The sequence below is a fragment of the Methylobacter sp. S3L5C genome (assembly GCF_022788635.1).
Taxonomy (GTDB): Bacteria; Pseudomonadota; Gammaproteobacteria; order Methylococcales; family Methylomonadaceae; genus Methylobacter_C.
This window is the reverse complement of record NZ_CP076024.1, coordinates 2,145,976-2,162,775: the sequence shown is the minus strand read 5'-3', so window position 1 is coordinate 2,162,775 and position 16,800 is coordinate 2,145,976. Positions and strand designations below refer to the sequence as shown.

15 protein-coding genes are annotated in these 16,800 nt (G+C 43.5%); all 15 read right to left on the bottom strand.

All coding sequences use genetic code 11. The annotated features are described in order from the left end of the window. Positions 1-12: 12 nt before the first annotated feature. Positions 13-642, bottom strand: a complete 630-nt coding sequence (locus tag KKZ03_RS09710) for a DotU family type IV/VI secretion system protein (RefSeq protein WP_243221289.1) — start codon at positions 640-642, stop codon at positions 13-15. After that, entirely contained in the window at positions 639-2,279 is a 1,641-nt protein-coding gene (locus tag KKZ03_RS09705; protein ID WP_243221288.1) for a type VI secretion system baseplate subunit TssF, read from the bottom strand. Before KKZ03_RS09705 ends, KKZ03_RS09710 begins: the two co-directional genes overlap by 4 nt. Before the next feature lie 5 nt (positions 2,280-2,284). Further along, entirely contained in the window at positions 2,285-2,872 is a 588-nt protein-coding gene (locus tag KKZ03_RS09700) for a hypothetical protein (RefSeq protein WP_243221287.1), read from the bottom strand. Positions 2,873-2,874: 2 nt separating this feature from the next. After that, positions 2,875-4,512, bottom strand: coding sequence for a hypothetical protein (locus KKZ03_RS09695; RefSeq protein ID WP_243221286.1), 1,638 nt, complete (start codon positions 4,510-4,512; stop codon positions 2,875-2,877). Continuing rightward, positions 4,509-4,877 carry a GPW/gp25 family protein gene (locus tag KKZ03_RS09690; protein ID WP_243221285.1) on the bottom strand — a complete coding sequence of 123 codons (369 nt, stop codon included), beginning with the start codon at positions 4,875-4,877 and terminating at the stop codon, positions 4,509-4,511. Before KKZ03_RS09690 ends, KKZ03_RS09695 begins: the two co-directional genes overlap by 4 nt. After that, the gene (gene tssK / locus KKZ03_RS09685; protein ID WP_243221284.1) at positions 4,877-6,130 is read right to left on the bottom strand and encodes a type VI secretion system baseplate subunit TssK; all 1,254 of its coding nucleotides are present in this window, start codon (positions 6,128-6,130) and stop codon (positions 4,877-4,879) included. Before tssK ends, KKZ03_RS09690 begins: the two co-directional genes overlap by 1 nt. 41 nt (positions 6,131-6,171) lie before the next feature. After that, positions 6,172-6,750, bottom strand: a complete 579-nt coding sequence (locus KKZ03_RS09680; RefSeq protein WP_243221283.1) for a hypothetical protein — start codon at positions 6,748-6,750, stop codon at positions 6,172-6,174. 36 nt (positions 6,751-6,786) lie between these two features. Further along, positions 6,787-8,313 (bottom strand): type VI secretion system contractile sheath large subunit, encoded by a 1,527-nt coding sequence (gene tssC / locus KKZ03_RS09675; RefSeq protein WP_243221282.1) that lies wholly within the window; start codon positions 8,311-8,313, stop codon positions 6,787-6,789. Between the two features lie 18 nt (positions 8,314-8,331). Beyond that, positions 8,332-8,862, bottom strand: coding sequence for a type VI secretion system contractile sheath small subunit (gene tssB, locus KKZ03_RS09670; protein ID WP_243221281.1), 531 nt, complete (start codon positions 8,860-8,862; stop codon positions 8,332-8,334). A gap of 693 nt (positions 8,863-9,555) precedes the next feature. Further along, the gene (locus KKZ03_RS09665) at positions 9,556-10,089 is read right to left on the bottom strand and encodes a J domain-containing protein (protein ID WP_243221280.1); all 534 of its coding nucleotides are present in this window, start codon (positions 10,087-10,089) and stop codon (positions 9,556-9,558) included. Positions 10,090-10,182: 93 nt separating this feature from the next. Then, positions 10,183-12,039 (bottom strand): hypothetical protein, encoded by a 1,857-nt coding sequence (locus KKZ03_RS09660; protein ID WP_243221279.1) that lies wholly within the window; start codon positions 12,037-12,039, stop codon positions 10,183-10,185. A gap of 263 nt (positions 12,040-12,302) precedes the next feature. Then, complete coding sequence (locus KKZ03_RS09655) at positions 12,303-12,998, bottom strand: response regulator transcription factor (RefSeq protein ID WP_243221278.1); 696 nt, start codon at positions 12,996-12,998, stop codon at positions 12,303-12,305. A 25-nt stretch (positions 12,999-13,023) separates the two neighbouring features. After that, positions 13,024-14,640 carry a HAMP domain-containing sensor histidine kinase gene (locus KKZ03_RS09650; protein WP_243221277.1) on the bottom strand — a complete coding sequence of 539 codons (1,617 nt, stop codon included), beginning with the start codon at positions 14,638-14,640 and terminating at the stop codon, positions 13,024-13,026. A gap of 5 nt (positions 14,641-14,645) precedes the next feature. Further along, positions 14,646-15,221, bottom strand: a complete 576-nt coding sequence (locus KKZ03_RS09645) for a hypothetical protein (protein WP_243221276.1) — start codon at positions 15,219-15,221, stop codon at positions 14,646-14,648. 68 nt (positions 15,222-15,289) lie between these two features. Then, positions 15,290-16,747 carry a sensor histidine kinase KdpD gene (locus KKZ03_RS09640; protein ID WP_243221275.1) on the bottom strand — a complete coding sequence of 486 codons (1,458 nt, stop codon included), beginning with the start codon at positions 16,745-16,747 and terminating at the stop codon, positions 15,290-15,292. Positions 16,748-16,800: the final 53 nt, after the last annotated feature.

The following is a 16,800-nucleotide window of genomic DNA, read 5'->3' as shown; positions in this document are numbered from 1 at the left end:
AGACACCTGAGCTCAGGCCAAAGGTTGCCAGGAACTGGCCAGAACGGTAAGAAAAGCATAAACCAACATAAGCAAAGCTCCAGCGCCGCAATAATAGACATAATTGGGTATGCGAAAATAAAGGCGTCTTGTCGGCACAGAAAGTGGCGGGGCTATCGTGACTACCGGTTGTAAAAGAATATGTTTACGCAGCTTTTGAAGATACCCGGCAAGCCGGTCAGGATTAGCGGTATAACGCCCGGAAAAACCATCATTCAGGCAAAAATAATACACCTCATAAACCAGTGGTAATGTTTCCGGCTTGCTCAGCGCGTTATCAAGCAATTCGTAGAATAAATCGCCGGCATCCGCTACCTGATACAACTCTTGCTGGAGTGATGGCCATTCCAAGTGGTTAATATCCAGAATCATCTTTTTAACCACTTCATCACAATGCGCAGTCAGCGGAAATAAAACGAAGTAACTGTCGCGTTCAGAATATTGCTCGGTAACAGCACTGCGTAAATCTTCCAGTTGAGAACGCAACTTGCTACGTAATTCCACCAAATCGATCATCGCCACGGTAGACGGCGTATCTGCTTCACGCAAAGGATTAAGATAGCCGTTGATGGTTACCATCATCTCCCATAAATTTTGGTTCATTGCCTTTCACCTGAAATAGTATTGTTTGTCTCGTCCAGTATTTCCCAACGCGTCTCAACCAAAGCATCGGCAAGCCATATATCAAACACACGTTCGACATGCTTGACAAAAGTTTCAATTAATTCGCTACTGTCATCAAATTGTGCTTTAAATTGCAGAGTGTAAATTTGTTTGGTCTTATGCCCTTCCCCCAAAGGCTCTTCCTCCAGACGCAAATCAACCAAACTGTTAAATATTTTTTGAAATCTGCCGCTCGTAACGCTCCCCAAGGCACGGAGAAGATCCCTTGTATTCTGTGCATTGAGAGAAGCGTTATGCATAAGAGTCAGTAAATGAATATATCCGCTCATATTACTCAGTTGGCGATTTTCTGCATGAGCAATCGCGGCATCCATAAGCTCCCATTGCACACCTTGCATTTGTCGGCGAAACGCCTGCAGGGTATGGGTACCTTGCAAGATTTGATCGTACCAGGGTTGTTGCCATAACGCTTCAATCACGAGAGTTCGAGGTTTCTCGAAGGCAACCGGAAAATGCGGAATCAACCGATATAAATTACCGCCATTTTCTTGCTCCGGACCTTGCTCAATCTCGTAAGAGCCATTGCCTCCGGCCAATATTCCGGGTCGAAGTGGTAACATGCCCTGATCACCGACTTCATAAACGCCAAGTACTTTTTCCAGACTAAAACCAAATTGAGGATCTGGATGACGGATCGTATAGTGCTCCTGAGTGCCATCGCAAATAAGCGGTTGGGCCATCGCCCGCTGATTATTTGCCAATGGCACAGCAAATAAATGAAACAAGTTTCTGTTTAAGCGGAGTTGGCGGGGCCACGGCTGATCACAATCCAATACCACCGTAAACTGAGTCCAGTTTCGCGGAGCTGGTGGTAAGTCCAGATCCAGATAAAGTTCTTGCTGAGGAAAATGAAAATAGTAGCGTTCCACCTCCAACGGGTGATTCCATTCATCGGTTGCAATATCGGCTGGTTGCCCACCAAGCCTGAATTCACATGGCAGGCAAGGCTGGTCAGGATCATACGCACCAAACTGGACACCGGCACTTTTCAATGAGCGTCCCAAAAAATTCAAAACTTTGAGTGAAAGTGTCAGGTCGTTTAAATAATCAATATGCAGATTAATGGTTTCGGGTTGTTCGTTTAACGGATAATTAGCCTTGAATGTCAATAAAAGCCTGTTACCTGCATCAGATAGAAGCTCTTGCTTGACCGTCTCCAGACTCATAGGCAATATCCGCATTGAACGGGTGGTACGAAACATGACCAGAGCACCTTTTTCTGGTTGCAAGCCAATCTCGGTACCCGCAGGTAAATCCAATACTTCAGTTAGATGGCCGGTAGGCTTTGCCTGAATCATTGCCATTGCGGCAAGAGGCGTTAGCAAAAAAGAAAAAAACTGCTGATACAGACGCCGGTTGTTCGAATCCAGACTGCGCGATACGGCAATCTGAGTACGCGCACCAAAAAAAGCCAGAGCTTCTATGATACGTTTAACGTCAGGGTCATCTCCCTCCAGTCCTGCTGCAGGATAATCAAGTGCATAATTAAGCCGGGAATCGGCCAAATCATGCAACTCCTCAAGAAATGCCCGATATTGCGTATTATCTAAACTCATTTGCCTTATCCCAGCGTTACCAGGGAACCCTGGATATTGGTAGTGACTCCTTTGACAGTCGTTGTCAGACCCTGGACATTCATCGTGGTATCTGCTGCAACTGTAATTGAGGCTGCTTTCAGGTTGGCTTGAGTAGTTCCGGTCAGAGCCAACTCCAAACCACTAACGGTGGCTTTAGTGTCACCGTTGAGGGTCGTTGTCAAAGCAGTTACCTTTGCACTATTTGTTGCTGTAGCGGCAAAGTCAGCAGCTTTCAGGCTTAGCTGTGTCGCGGCCGAAACAGTCATGTCTACCGATGAACTAAATGTCGCTGTTTTAGTACTGTTGATGCCAAAGGTACCCGTCGCTTGATGCAGAGTGTTCTCGGTTGATTTACAGGTAATGCTTTCTGCATTGACGATAAAATCTTTGCAAGCTATGGTTATACTGTCGGTTGCCTGCGTTATCGTACTGGTATCTTCTTCACCTTTACAGGTCAAGGTAATAAGAGTGCCATCAAACGTTGCCGTTTGGGTAATATTGCCATCCTTGTTGATGACTGTCAGAGTAATCCCGTCGGTTTGGCTTAACTCGATTTTGCACACTAAAGCCATCTTTAGCTGTCCTCTTCTAGCTGGGTTTGCAGGATAATATAGCCGGTAGAAAACTGTAGTAATTCGGTATCCTTATCGTCAGTACGCTGAATTTGCAATTCAGGCTTACTATCGACATAAGTATGCTTGATAATATTCTGGCTGGTTGTTGATTTTCCCATGACCAACTGATTTCCCTGAGAATCCATAGGCAGCGCGGTACCGCTACCCCAATCAAGAAAATCGCCAATAAATGCGTTATCAAAACCCAATCCAACCAATACCCGGGCATTTTTATACGGTGGAAAGTAGAACTGGCCGGTATCCATATTTGACTGATACGCCGCACGTACATTTTTTTTTGCCCACAAAGGAATACTGATCTGGTAATAGTTGACTGAGGTATCACTGTCTGTGTAAAACTGATAACTCGCATCGGTATCTTCACCTTGTTCGCTGACGATCTTGCCTTCCACGAAAAAAGGATAAACGGGTAGCACATAAGGTGGCAAAGCCACATTCAGTTCAGCCTTACTATCTAAAACAAGGCTATGTTGCATCTCATAGCGACTGTAAGAATTATTGAGATCCAGGGTTAATTCCTGCTTTACAGCACTCGCAACCAAACGCCATTGCCTGACCTGATAGGTGTTGGCGTGGACAAATAATGATGCGTTCCAGGCAGAGGAAGCCTTAAAATCGACCAGCATCCCCGGCGGGGTAACCTGCATTTGAAAGTTGTTGTAACTCACCAAAACTTCGTGCAAATACTGTTTTAATCTCGCTGTTTCCAGCGTGACCCGCGCGGTCATGTCGGCTGCAATAGGATAACGTTGAATGTAATCACGGCGAATCGGACTGGCCACCGCAGCGTTAGTAATGGCCGTATTTAACGGACTTTCCGAGTAAGCATTCAGAACATTGGGCTGGTGCCGATGGATTTCCGGGAAATTAACGCTATATTCAAAAACTTCCAAAGGATCCAGTGACTGAACGGTACCAATCTGACTTTTTACGGCACTGAGAGAGTATTGATTATTGGCAATATCATAGCTGAACACGCCATTATTAGTATCAACCAGCCATATCAGATAATCGTAAAAACTTGCCGGATTGCCGGGCGCTCCCAATGACAGGGTAAGTACCGGATAGGTTTTATTCAGAACATCCGGCCAATCGTACAGTAAATTTATTTTTTCACTCTTATGGGCAGTAATTAAAGCCGTCAGGGTGGTATCGGTCAGCAGGTCACAAGGATAATGTTGTTTCCATAACACCTGCGCCGGGTCGGCAAACTCCAGATGATAATGCCGATGTAACATAAAAGTCTGGGTTTTTAAAATATTGGTCAGCGTCTGTTCCGAAAAACTCCGGGTAGTTACCAAGCCACTTAGTATTAACGGACTGATCACAGCGTCAGTATCAGTGGTATAAGACTGCACCTGTAATGACACCTCGATTAAATCGTTTAGCGTGGTCATCGGAGTAAACAGGGCGTCGGGGGACTCTTCACAAGACACCACAAAACTTACTTTACCGTTAAAACCGTAAGGGGTAAGAGCAAGATCCACAAACTTGACGTTACCGGCAGGAATGCTGTGATCTGTATCGGCAATAGTCAGTACCAGCGTGATAGTCAAATCCCCGATAAAATCGCTCATAACTCAACCTGATAACGATCAAGCACCGGATTCAAAAATAACTTGATAGTGTGGGTCTTGTTACGCACGATACAATCTATACTAAAAGCCAGATGAAAAAAGCTGTCACCTTTAATAGGCACAATCTTGTTTAATACTATCCTCGGTTCAAAAAGTTTGATATTTTCGGTAATTTCGGTAACTAACGCCTTTTCGATATAATCGCTGTTTCCCAGATATCGGTAATCAGATAGTCCAAAATTTTGCAAAAAAAAGCCATAATCCCGTTTTGTGCCAAGCACATTATTCAGATTATCGATGATACTTTTTATTTCAAGGTCTTCGGCGTTACTCTTGCAGCCTGCCAATTTACGTAGCAAGGCCATCAGACTGACCGCCAATACAGGAAAAATCTTTCTTCGGTAAACTTTGGCTCAGCGTAAAAACCAAGCTCCAATTCATCAAGCGCGCGATCCCATTCTTCGCCTACACTTAATTGGTAAATATCTACTTCGGGGCCAAAAGAATGTTGGAATGGCGGACGGTCTATACTTTTAAAAGAAATCCCTTGAAGATAAAATTTATGTACCAAGGGAATGCGGGTAACAGCAGCAATCTTAACGTTATCAAGACTGACAGCCTTAGTAACTGCGCCTTTTTGCACCAGCAGATAAATTTCTTTTGCCTCACGAATCGACTCGGGAAGGCGTGCCCGCACGATGCCGCCAGACACCGTAAATGGCAAATAAGGTGAGCGCATCTGACTCAACTGTAATTCATCATTCAAGGGTTCAAGGGTTTCACGGAAGACATCAACAAGTTGCTCATGGCGATAAGGTGCCGTTGCAAATTGCGGACTGTTATTATGATAGAAGCACAACTCAACATAAAAATGTTTCAATTGCTCGTATACAGTATAAGGATGCGGGGAAATCTGGATAAACAGGTTACCAAGAAAGCGCTGCATTTTTACAACGCTTTTCAGGCATTGTCTGGCATTAACAAGATCTGCACCAGACAGATAAATGGCCGCAATTTCCTGAGTCAACTGATAATGATAAGACTCAAGTTTATGACTAAGCACCGTTAATTCATCTTTCAGAAAGGGCACTGAAGGACCTATGCACAATAGCGGTGGAATGTACCGCGACGAAAGTCGCCACGGACCATCGGGTTGCTTTTCAAACTCCGCCAAACGAAAACTTTCCAAGGTATCCGGATTTTCTTGTTCAGTGGAAAGCTCAAGCGACCAAAGCCAACAGCTGACATTATCGCGTTTAATAGTCTGTCGGTCTGCGACACGCTCGTTTATATTTTCAGGCAGACAACGTACATGCAAGTAAACCGGCAGTAAGGTAGTACCCGCGATATTAAGATTTAATGACGTTACCTGTGCATTTCCCTTCAACTCCAACAGCAAACCCGAAGAGAGTACCAGTGTCATTGCTTCCAAAGCCAATACGCCTTCGGCCAGCAAGTTTTCGTTCCAACGCAGCTTGTAAAGCCCATAACCTGGAGTCTCCTGCAGACTGAAGCGCGACGCGCTTTCAGCCAGCATGGATTCTTCCAAAGCACGCAAATGCCCAGGCAATAACGCCTGACCCATCGTCCAAAAAACTCGTGATAGGCGATTCTTCATAAATTAATTAAGGACACGGTGGCTAAGGTTAGCCAGGAAACTTAAGTAGATACCGCCACGCCCCAAGTTTTGACGAATTTATCGGTATCGGAAACCGCAAATTTAATAACTTGAGCTGATTCCTGAGGCATTATACCGGTGTACATTTGAAAATTCAGTGGAGAAGCCACGTTGGAGTCAGGTTGTGAACCAATATCAAGAGCCAGATCTCCGCCCTGTTTAAATATCAGGCCATTCATATCCGTGGTATCCGAATAAAATGCCAGATAATATTTTTTGGCAATGGGATCGAAGTCATAAATCGCGAACTGAAACACTACGGTAGTATCTGTTAAGTCTGTGTGCTTCATGATATTAGCCAGTTTTGCATTCTCATTGCTGACATTAAAGCTAATTTGTAGTGGATCTGCGTAGCCGCCTTTCCAGAAAATATCAGAAATAATGCCTACAACGTCAAGATTATTATCTACACCGAAATTCGTCGGATTAGTCACTTTGATGTCGGCACCTAATGCTTGCGTACCAATTTTCATAGTGACAAGATGACCTACCAGAACCTGTGCGTCTTTTTCAAAGTTGAAACCTTGCCTTATACTGCAACTATATTGTGAATCTGCCATGATTTTTCTCTCTTAAGTTGATTGTTATATTTAATATTACAAACGCGCATCCAAGCGTAATTCAACATCCATGCCCTCAAATTGGATATGTGGCAGCACCGAAATCTTACAGTCGTACCAGCCGATCATTCCAGGACGATCCACGACCTCTACTGTTGCAGCCTTAAACGGATAGTAGCGCAAGGTCAGATCATCCGGATTGACCACGGTAGTTACATATTTGAACATCCATGAGTTAAGCGTGTTCGCGATATATACGGCATCAGCGCTGCTACCGATATTGTCGCGCATGATACTCTTGATATAATGTGCGATTCGGGTAATAGATAGGGTATAGGAAAGATTGGTTACCAACTGGGAGTTTTCTGAATCTTTAGCGTCTTTAAACTTCTTGGATTTCTTCAATGACTGGCAACTAAAGAAACACGCATCGGCCGTGCCTTTGCGATATATCAACGGCATAAAACCGACATTGGCGAACTCAAGCTCGCGGTAGTCAGGAATAACCATTTCTACAGGGATTTTCATTTCCTCTTCACCACGCATATTGAACATATGCACGGGCAGTCCGGAAACCAGACCACCGCCTTTGGGTCCGCGAAGATACTGACACCATCCTGAAGTGGTAAAGGAGCGAATCATGTTTTGTGCGAACAAAATTGTAGCGCTACCCCAAAGATAATCGGTATCGTTGTCGCCACGTACTTCTTCTTTGAAGGTAAAATCGCCTTTACCGCAGGGATTGATATCAGGGTCATAAGGCTGACGCAGAATGTATCTGGGTAAAGTCAAGCCGATATAGGCCGCAGCTTCCGATTCTCTCAGAGCATTCCATGAACCATAACGCGGATGGTTCATCATGCCTTCCAGATCCTTGATCGCAGACAATTCTTCAATGGTTTGGCAACCAAAGAATTGAGGAGAAACCGCACCAATAAAAGGCGCATGACTGGCAGCGGCTATTTTACCCATAATTTTCAGCCAGAATTCATCACGCGGGGTATGTTCAATTTCGTATAAACCCACGATGCTGCCATAGGGTTTACCGCCGTATTGGTCATACTCGGCCAAGTAAATCTTCTTAAACAATGCGCTACCGGTAATATCAACCGCATTGCTGTCAAAATCATCGTACAACTCGTCTTTACTAACATCAATGATATCGATCATTACGTCAGCTTTAAAATTAGTGGTGCGAATCAAGTCATTTAAGGCCCGCCAATCGGCTTCCATGCTTTTAAATTTTTCGTTATGGATAATTTGGTTTAATTGTGCGTTAACCAATTCATCAATATGGGCAATCAGTTTTTGTACAGCGCCCTTATCAAATTTACCTGCCGAAGAATCGGTATTCATCAAAACGGCAACCATCCCTGAAATAAACCGGTCTTCGTCGCGAATATCTTCAACAACGGTTTCCAGGTTATTGGAAATCATCGGGACGGGCGCAGAAATATCAGGATTGAGCCTCATACTTGACAAGAAACGCTTTAAATCCAGCGCCTCGCCAGTTTCAGGAGTAACGGTAGTAACAGTAGTTGCAGGAGCGGTGTCATCAGACATAATAGTATTCCTAATATTCTAGTTGATGGTAGTTTCGTTAGTGCTTGGTAGTTTCAAGCTTTCAAAGCCTTTCAAATCAGCCAACACTTTTTCCACATTTTCAGGATTGCTCATCAGCTCATCCATCAATTTACGCAATTCCTTGCGGTTATCCACGTTAGATTGCATCTCGCCAATCAACTGCTTTAAAGCGAGCAAGCCTTTTAGCTTAGGTACATGTTGGGCCACTTCGTCGGGAGAAAATGACTTCATCGAGTTGATGGGCAGTGATATTTGCAGGTCTTCTTCACGGTCGCCGTCAATCTTGTTTTCGACGGTAAAATTAAGGCTCATGCCCATGTCTTTCATCACTGAATCGGTATTGGTTCCATCCATATTGCGCACCCTTCTTTCATCAAGATCAAGCTTGCGATCATTCGAAGATCCCTGGGAAAAGTCACCAGTAACCAATAGCCGCATAGGCAAGGTGATGTCTTCAGGCTGACCATTAACTTCAGTTTTATACCGCAAGGTTAATCTTGATTTTGGAATTTCGTCTTGTATTGCCATTTTTTTCTCCGCCTAAGATAAAGACTTTAAGTTGTTTATGAATTACGTAGCAGGATTATAACGAAAGGTATCATTTATGCAATATATATGAAATAAACCATGATCATCTTTCAGATTGTTTCAGGTGACGTAAATATCATGCATAATTGAACTCTTTAAAAACAATACAAAAATTTCCGCAGAAAATTCGTATAATAATCATGGATCATAAGACGATAACCATTTCCATCAGAATGACCCAAAACATCCGTCAAATTTATTTAACAGGACAGTTAAGCCCCCTTAAATATAATCCCAAACATCTGTTACCAGCTTTCAAAGCATATATAACCAGTCAATGCTCGAAGAGCATTAAAAGATGCTATGCATATTACCGATTTTTTTTGAAGTTAAAGTACAGAAAAAAAAGCATTTTTACTGCCTGTTCGGTGTAACGGTTATCATAAAGTCTGTAAAGGTCGCCAGAACAGGCTAGATCAGCATCGGTTGCACAAAGAACCAAGTACCTGAAAAAAACCTGAAAATGCATTTTTCGCTGGTCAATATGGTCCCGGGTTGATTGATTTTAGACAATAAATGGATAACTAATAGCGGGGAATTGCTATTTTTTGAGTGACTTTAATCGGTAAATACTTGCAGCCAAAGTAGAAGAAATAGTAATAATCAGGCTATTGCTTGACCAGAAAAAACTATTTAGGGTAACTCATCTTTTATGATTGTTAACAAAATCGTTAACTCATCGACATAATCACGGGCTGATTTTTTAAGACACTTTATCTGATTTCTGGCCTTCACTAAATCAGCTTCTTTACAGGAAAGCTCATCATCCTTCTTTTTAACGGTAGCTTCCTTAAAACTAATGCTTGTCTTAAGTGCATCTATTTTCAACTCATAGTCGCGATGCGTCTGGGTAAGTATATTTTCATAATGATCCGTGCAGGCTTGCCTGGCTATCTCAAGCGCATGACTGGTGGATTTTGAATTAGCGCTTGCCAAGGGCGGACAGTTTCGCCCGGCATCATATTTTTTACGTTTATCCGGGTCTATCAATACGGCATAGGCTTCATTAATTTCTTTTGACTTTCTTACGGCTTCGTCTTTATTACCCGCATATCGGTCAGGGTGATAAATCATCATCAGAGCCTTATAGACGGCTTTAATTATCGCCAACTCTGTACAATCAATAATACCTAATATCCGATAGTAATCTTTTTTTATGCCACTCATGTAATATCAGTAATCTATGGTTATTTGATGGTAACAGTTATTTGGTTACTTTACTGTCGTCAATCAAACGTTTACTTTCTAAAAGACTACAAGCTAATTATTAGCGAGCCACTTTGTATAACTTTGCAATAATAACCCTGAAAATCTGGATTTTTTCTTCAATTGCTTGCTTAACCCATCAAAAGTAGATTCTGTTAATCGATAACCCAACAGCCATTGAATGCTGATAATCAAGCTATCATCACTTTGTATTTGACGGCTCAGGTTATCCAAGTATCTTAACGCTGCCAGTGATTCAGGACTTTGCCGTGTAAATATACCGTGCATGCCGGTTGTTTCTGACCTGTAAACCCCGATTGCCTCACGCACATTAGCAGTCAGTCGATCACGGGATTCCTGCCGCGATTTTTTAAGCTTCTGCAGGGTAGCATCTTGCCCGATTTTGCGGGCATAGTCTTTAAATTTTGCAATATTATTAAGTAATTTTTCTCGCGCTTGTTTTGCTTCGATGGCTTGCCTTCCAACATCTCGTGCGTGACTCTGAAGCATATCAAAAGCCTGATTACGTTTTTGTATCGACTGTTGTCCCACCGTATGAGCATAATCCTGAAACTTTTTCATTCTGGCAGCCTCCGCATCTTTTTTTGCCCTGTAAGCATAAGCACTTACACCGCCAGGGCTACCCGGATAGCCGGCATCAATCTGTTTTATTTCCTTTTCTGTCAAACCATACTTAATAACAAAGCGCGACTTACCAATAACATCATGGGCATATAACTTAAGACTACTAACGGGCACTGCCAACGTTTCTATAAATTGCTTACCCTTCTCGCTTGAGATGGCATAAATAGCGTTATCAGCGAAAGCAAAGCGGATAAGATCACTGGTACTGGCAAGTTCTATAACCTGCGCGCCCAAAAATGGACAGGCTGTTAATAGCTCATGACCCGGCATAATGCCTGATGCCAATAACTTATTGCCTTTGGCCATTTCGTTCCAATCCCGCGCAAAGTCATATATTGTTTTGATTAAACTAACGGTAGCGGTGACAGCACGAGATATTAAGGCTCCCGCATCGGAACCTGTGCCAATAGTCGATGCCAACCCGGTTCCAAAATTAGCAGCACTAGAGGCGACTTTCAGACCAAGATCAGCAACGTCCCGCTCAAGCATCACTTTCAAGGCACCAACAGCTTGTTGCGGCGTTCCGGATCGCACGTTCCTTTGATGCTCATTGGTTTTATAGCTGCGCCAGCCACTTTTCGCAAGCTCACGGGACTGCACCAAAAGCTCCTTCCCTTCCTTAATCGTGCCAATATAAGGTATACATTTGGATAGCTCATCACAGAGCTGTTTGCCCAAAATATCGTACAAAATACGAATACCCTGCTTCTTGAGCTCAGCTTCAATTCCATCCATCAAATCGTTAAGTAACGTTTCCAGACTTTCAACACCGATAATCCTGGCTAGCGACGTACCCCGTGGAGTGTCTTCGGATTTGACACCAGCGACTTCCTTCCAGGCATCTATGGTGCCCTCAACACCTGCCTTGACATCGCCGAAATCTTCATCTTTTTTGTTATAAACTATCCTGGCTCCCTCCAAGGCTCGTCTTAACGAATTCTGTTGGCTTAACCTGATTGCCTCAATTGCCTCCAGATCACTCGGATCCAGCGACGGGGAGTGCAAAGTCATATCACTTTCAAGCGCATTAATCCATTCCTCGCCTCGACGCTTACTTACCCGGAAACGACTTCTATTGTCTTTCTCCTGGCGCCATAAATAAATCGCCACAGCCAGATCAAATTGAAATTCACCGGAGTCTTTGCCAGCTAAATAAGCACTTCCCGCCATAAAAACTGCTAACCATTCCCCGGATGGTTTAGTCATCACATCCTGATTAAAATGCACCAGGGCTTCTTCTGTTAAGGGTAATGATGGTATTGGCATGGGCAATAGATGATTATCAATTTTTTATAGTAAGGTGCAGTCTAATACATAAATTAATTGATCGACTATTTTTATTCAAAAACTAACATAACTATCCGGTAGGTCGTAGTTTTGATAATTTAACTCAACTCACCAGTTAAAAAAATAAAATATTTTTGCTTGAAGTAAAGCACTACTTTGACCAGACCAATAAGCACAACACTCATTCTTTAATAACCGAGTTATTACCTATTTTACAAAGCAATTACTTTAAATAGGCCTGATTAGCTGGCATCTAGTTTATAGCCAAATCCGCGCACCGTCTTGAGTAACTTTATATCATAATCATCATCGATTTTTCGCCGCAATTGGCGAATATAAACATCCACCACATTAGTCAGCGGGTCAGCACTGTAACCCCACACTTGCTCCAGGATACGGGTACGACTCAATACTTTACCCGGCATGCGCATAAAACACTCCAGCAACGAAAACTCTTTCGGTGTCAGGTCAATGACCGCATCGCCACGTCTGACTTCGTGGCTTTCCGCATTTAATATCAGATCAGCAATACGAAATTCTTTGGTTTCCGGTTTTATATCGCCGCCTCGACGACGCATCAATACTTCAATTCTGGCCAGCAATTCTTCAAAAGCAAAAGGCTTGGTCATATAATCATCGGCACCAGAACGCAGACCTGTTACCTTATCCTGCACTGCATCTCTGGCTGTCAACATTAAAATTGGCGTACCCACACCCGAACCGCGCAAGCGCTCGCAAACCTCCCGGCCATTGATATCAGGCAGTCCCAAATCCAGAATAATTACCTGAAACTTACCGCCGGTACCCAGCGTTATAGCTTCCAGACCACTACGTGCGACTTCCACAACATAGCCTTCGGCTTTTAAGCCACGTTGAACAAAATCGGCAATACGCTGATCGTCTTCCACCAACAAAACTCGCATGTAACCGTTTTCCATTAGCTTAAAGCCGGTAAGTTATTAATCATTTATCTGCTTCATCCTGCCCTTCCAAAATTAACGGCAACGTTACTGTAAACGTCGAGCCTGCATTTTCAATACTGGTCACGGCAATTCGTCCACCGTGCGCTTTCATGATCGACTTGGCCATTGGCAAACCCAATCCCCTACCCTCTTCCCTCGAAACCTGAGCATTTTGGCTGCGAAACTGACGGTCAAAAATACGCTCCAAATCCTCTGCAGGTATTCCGATACCTTGATCAGCAAGACTAAAATTAACCTCGTTTTTATCTATCCATAAGGCAACCGTAATGTGTCCTCCCGGTTTGGAATATTGGCAGGCATTGTTTCCTAAAATAAAAAGTAACTGTCTTAGACGTTGTTTATCACCACGCACCCAAACCGGTTCGGCTGGCGCATCCAGGGAAACCGAAACTGCGTTTTCCTCTGCCATCACTTGAAAGTTCTCTACGGTACTGGACAGCAGTTCGGTAAGATCGAGATTCTCATTCCATTCAAACTGAAGATTGGAGGTTTCGGCACGGGCCAGAAACAATAAGTCGTTGACGTACTTCCCCAACTGCATTGATAGCTCGACGATACGCTCCAATGTATCTTTATATTCCTCGGCATCACGATTCCGACCGCGTAAAGTCACCTCCGCCTCGCCCCGAATGACTGTAATAGGAGTACGCAACTCATGACTGATATCCGCCAAAAACTCCCGCCGGGTATTATCCATATGACTTAATTCTTCATTTAAGCGATGTAACTCAAAAGTACGCTCAACGACCCTTTTCTCCAGTACGACACGGCCTTCGCGCAACTTGTCTTGTTGCAACTGCAACTCTTGCGCCATTTGATTAAAATGACTGCCCAGATAGGCAAATTCATCACGGGTATCAAGAGCGATACGATAATCCAAATGGCCAGAAGCAATCTCGGTAGTACCCTTCATTAAGGCTTCAATGGGTTTACTGATACCGCGAAGCAGCAATAACCCCGATATGAGGCTAAATACCGCTGCAGTTAATGACGCCAGGATAGCAATCCAACGCGAGCGAGCGATCCAGTCTTCCAATTCTTGCTTGGCCTTTGCGGCTGTTTCTCGTTCAGCGTTAATGGCAGCATCAATTAGCGGTTGAAATTTCTCATCGATTTCTTCTTTCGAAAACTTCGTTAATACTTGTACTGCCACATCATACTGACGCTGTTGACGTAACTGCTCGACTTCATCAAACCGGTACTCAATGGCATCCAAAAAGGCAGATAAATGGGCAACTCTTTCCAGTTCGGCAAGCTGATTATTTTGCAGCGGGGCATTATCCGCTTCAGGAATTGATGCTGTTACCGCAGTTTTCCTAAGCTCCTGTATCGCTTCATAGAGACCATCCCCGGATAATTCGACACCTGCTTTTGCCATTGGCGTGGTGGTGGTCGTCATCAGTCTGTCCATTCTCTGCTTAAAGTGGCGATAAGCTTCTTGGGACAAGCGTTCATAATGATCCAATCTCTCATACGCTATTTGACTGCGCTGAACATAAAGGGCAACCTGATTTGAACTCCAATAGAGCGCTATTCCCAAAAACAACACAAAACCGAACGAAACAAAAATAACAAATGCCAATCGAAAACGAAACATGGGGGCTATTTTACGTCGCCATTTTCATCCAGGTGTTTTTCCATGGATCTGATGGCTTCCAGCTTTTCTCGTAACAGACGGTTTTCATTATTTTTTGCGCCTTTTTCATCTTTCGATCCCGATACCGGTCTACTTGTTTTTTGTTTACATTCCAGCGGCAAGGATTTTCTCGACACAACCTGCAAACGCCTTAAGGCTTCCGTATGAACGGCAATAAGCTTCTGCACGCGAGCATCGGTAAGACTTCCAGACGGAATAGCACTAACGCCATCCAGAATGTCGGGAATATTGCCACAAGCATCAGAAAACAAACGTCCTATCATCAGGCGTAACTGAATCCCGACGGCAGGATAGTCTTGCTGGCGCTTGAGTAATATGTCACACACCTCGCCGCGTGACGAAAGCGGCATTTGCGCCATGTTGGAGTCAAAGACAAACAAGCCGTCAAAGTCCGATTGTGCATAGGGATCAGCATATCGACCTGAATTTCCGGCCCAATTAGAATTAAACTGGGCGCATCCTGTTAGCAGCAAAAGGCTTAGCACCAAGCTGATGCGATTTATTCCAAAAATTATAGTCATGCCTGGATATCGCCTTATGTTTAGAAAAAGAGTGTAATGACAGTGTAGCAATAGTGGTTCCCTGTTTGTCAGGCCTCTCCTGTGAGTGGTATTTGAATGCGGATACGGGCGCCTTGTTGGTCTTGCCTTGAGTCAATAATATCAATTTTACCTTGGTGATTAGTGACATATTCCCTGACAATAGCCAATCCCAATCCCGGCTCGTCAACATCATCATTTCCGGCAGACTTACCGCGAAAAAATGGTTCAAACACATGCAAACGCTCATTGGGATCAATACCTGGTCCTTCATCTTCAATTTCCAATTCCATTTGCATGCCGGAATCGCGAAGCATGATGCGTATTTCTCCACCCAATGGGGAATATTTAATGGCATTGGACAGCAATTTATCGATAACACTTCGTAACTGCTCTTCAACGCCGGCAATCTCGACAGGTCTAACCAATTTTTTCAAACCAATTGATTTAGCCTGTAATTCGGACTGAAAATCCTTGATGACTGAATCAAGCAAATACTCCATATTTATGGTTGCCTTGCTATTCATTTCAAGATTTAAGTGAATTTGACTATACCTAACCAACTCATCGGATACTGTTTTTAGTTTGTCAACATTGTTACATAGCTGCAATGCGATATCCTGCCGGGTATTGCCCGACTCATCCCCTGTAGCGTTAACAAGGTATCCTGCACTTTCGCGGATACTCGCCAACGGCAGATTGATTTCTCGAGCCACATTATGCATAAATTGTTGCTTGGAAATTTCCAGTTCTATCAAATGCGTTCGTAGCCATTCCAAGCGATTACCCAGATAGCTTAGATCCGAAGGGCCTGATATGATAATTGCCTCATTAAGTTCACCCGAACCAAGACGGCGAATACCCGTATCCAGTTGGCGCATTGATCGAGAAATGACAAACAGCAATATCGTAATAAATATAAACGAAATGACGAATAGAACTCCGCCTTTGATGAATAATCCTTGCTCCAGAGACTCTGATTGCTGGCGTAATTCATTAAATTCATGATCAACGTAACTTTCAAATTCTCGCGAAAGGTTATAAGACGACTCACGCAGACCCTGGAATGCTTCATCGACCGGCAGTTTAAGATTATTTTCGCTGGCCGAACCAATAATTTGTTGATAAATCAGATTTTCTTTTTCCGATAACTCGTTAACCAACAAGGCAATTTTATTATCGACATGGAGTTTTAGTAACTCACCCAAGGCTTGTTTAAACGATGCCCTGGTGCTTTCGTAAGATTGTTGCTCATAAGGCTGACGAACCAAAGGGTCAGACAGTAGCACGAATAATCTGGCTTTTCGTTCGATATCAGCCGTCTTTTGCAAAACCAAACGGATCGACTTGGTTTGCTCAAAAACCTGAAAATTGATGGTTCTGCCTAATGCCGACGTTTCCCTCATACCAAAAGCGGCGTACATGACTGCCAGAAAAAGTGGAATAACGGCAATCACAAAACCCATGACAATAAGGGCTTTTAACGAAAAAATAGTGTTGAGTTTCATGCGGCTACAAAGAGAAATAAACCATCTCCCCAAAGTTTCGACAAATCCCGTTT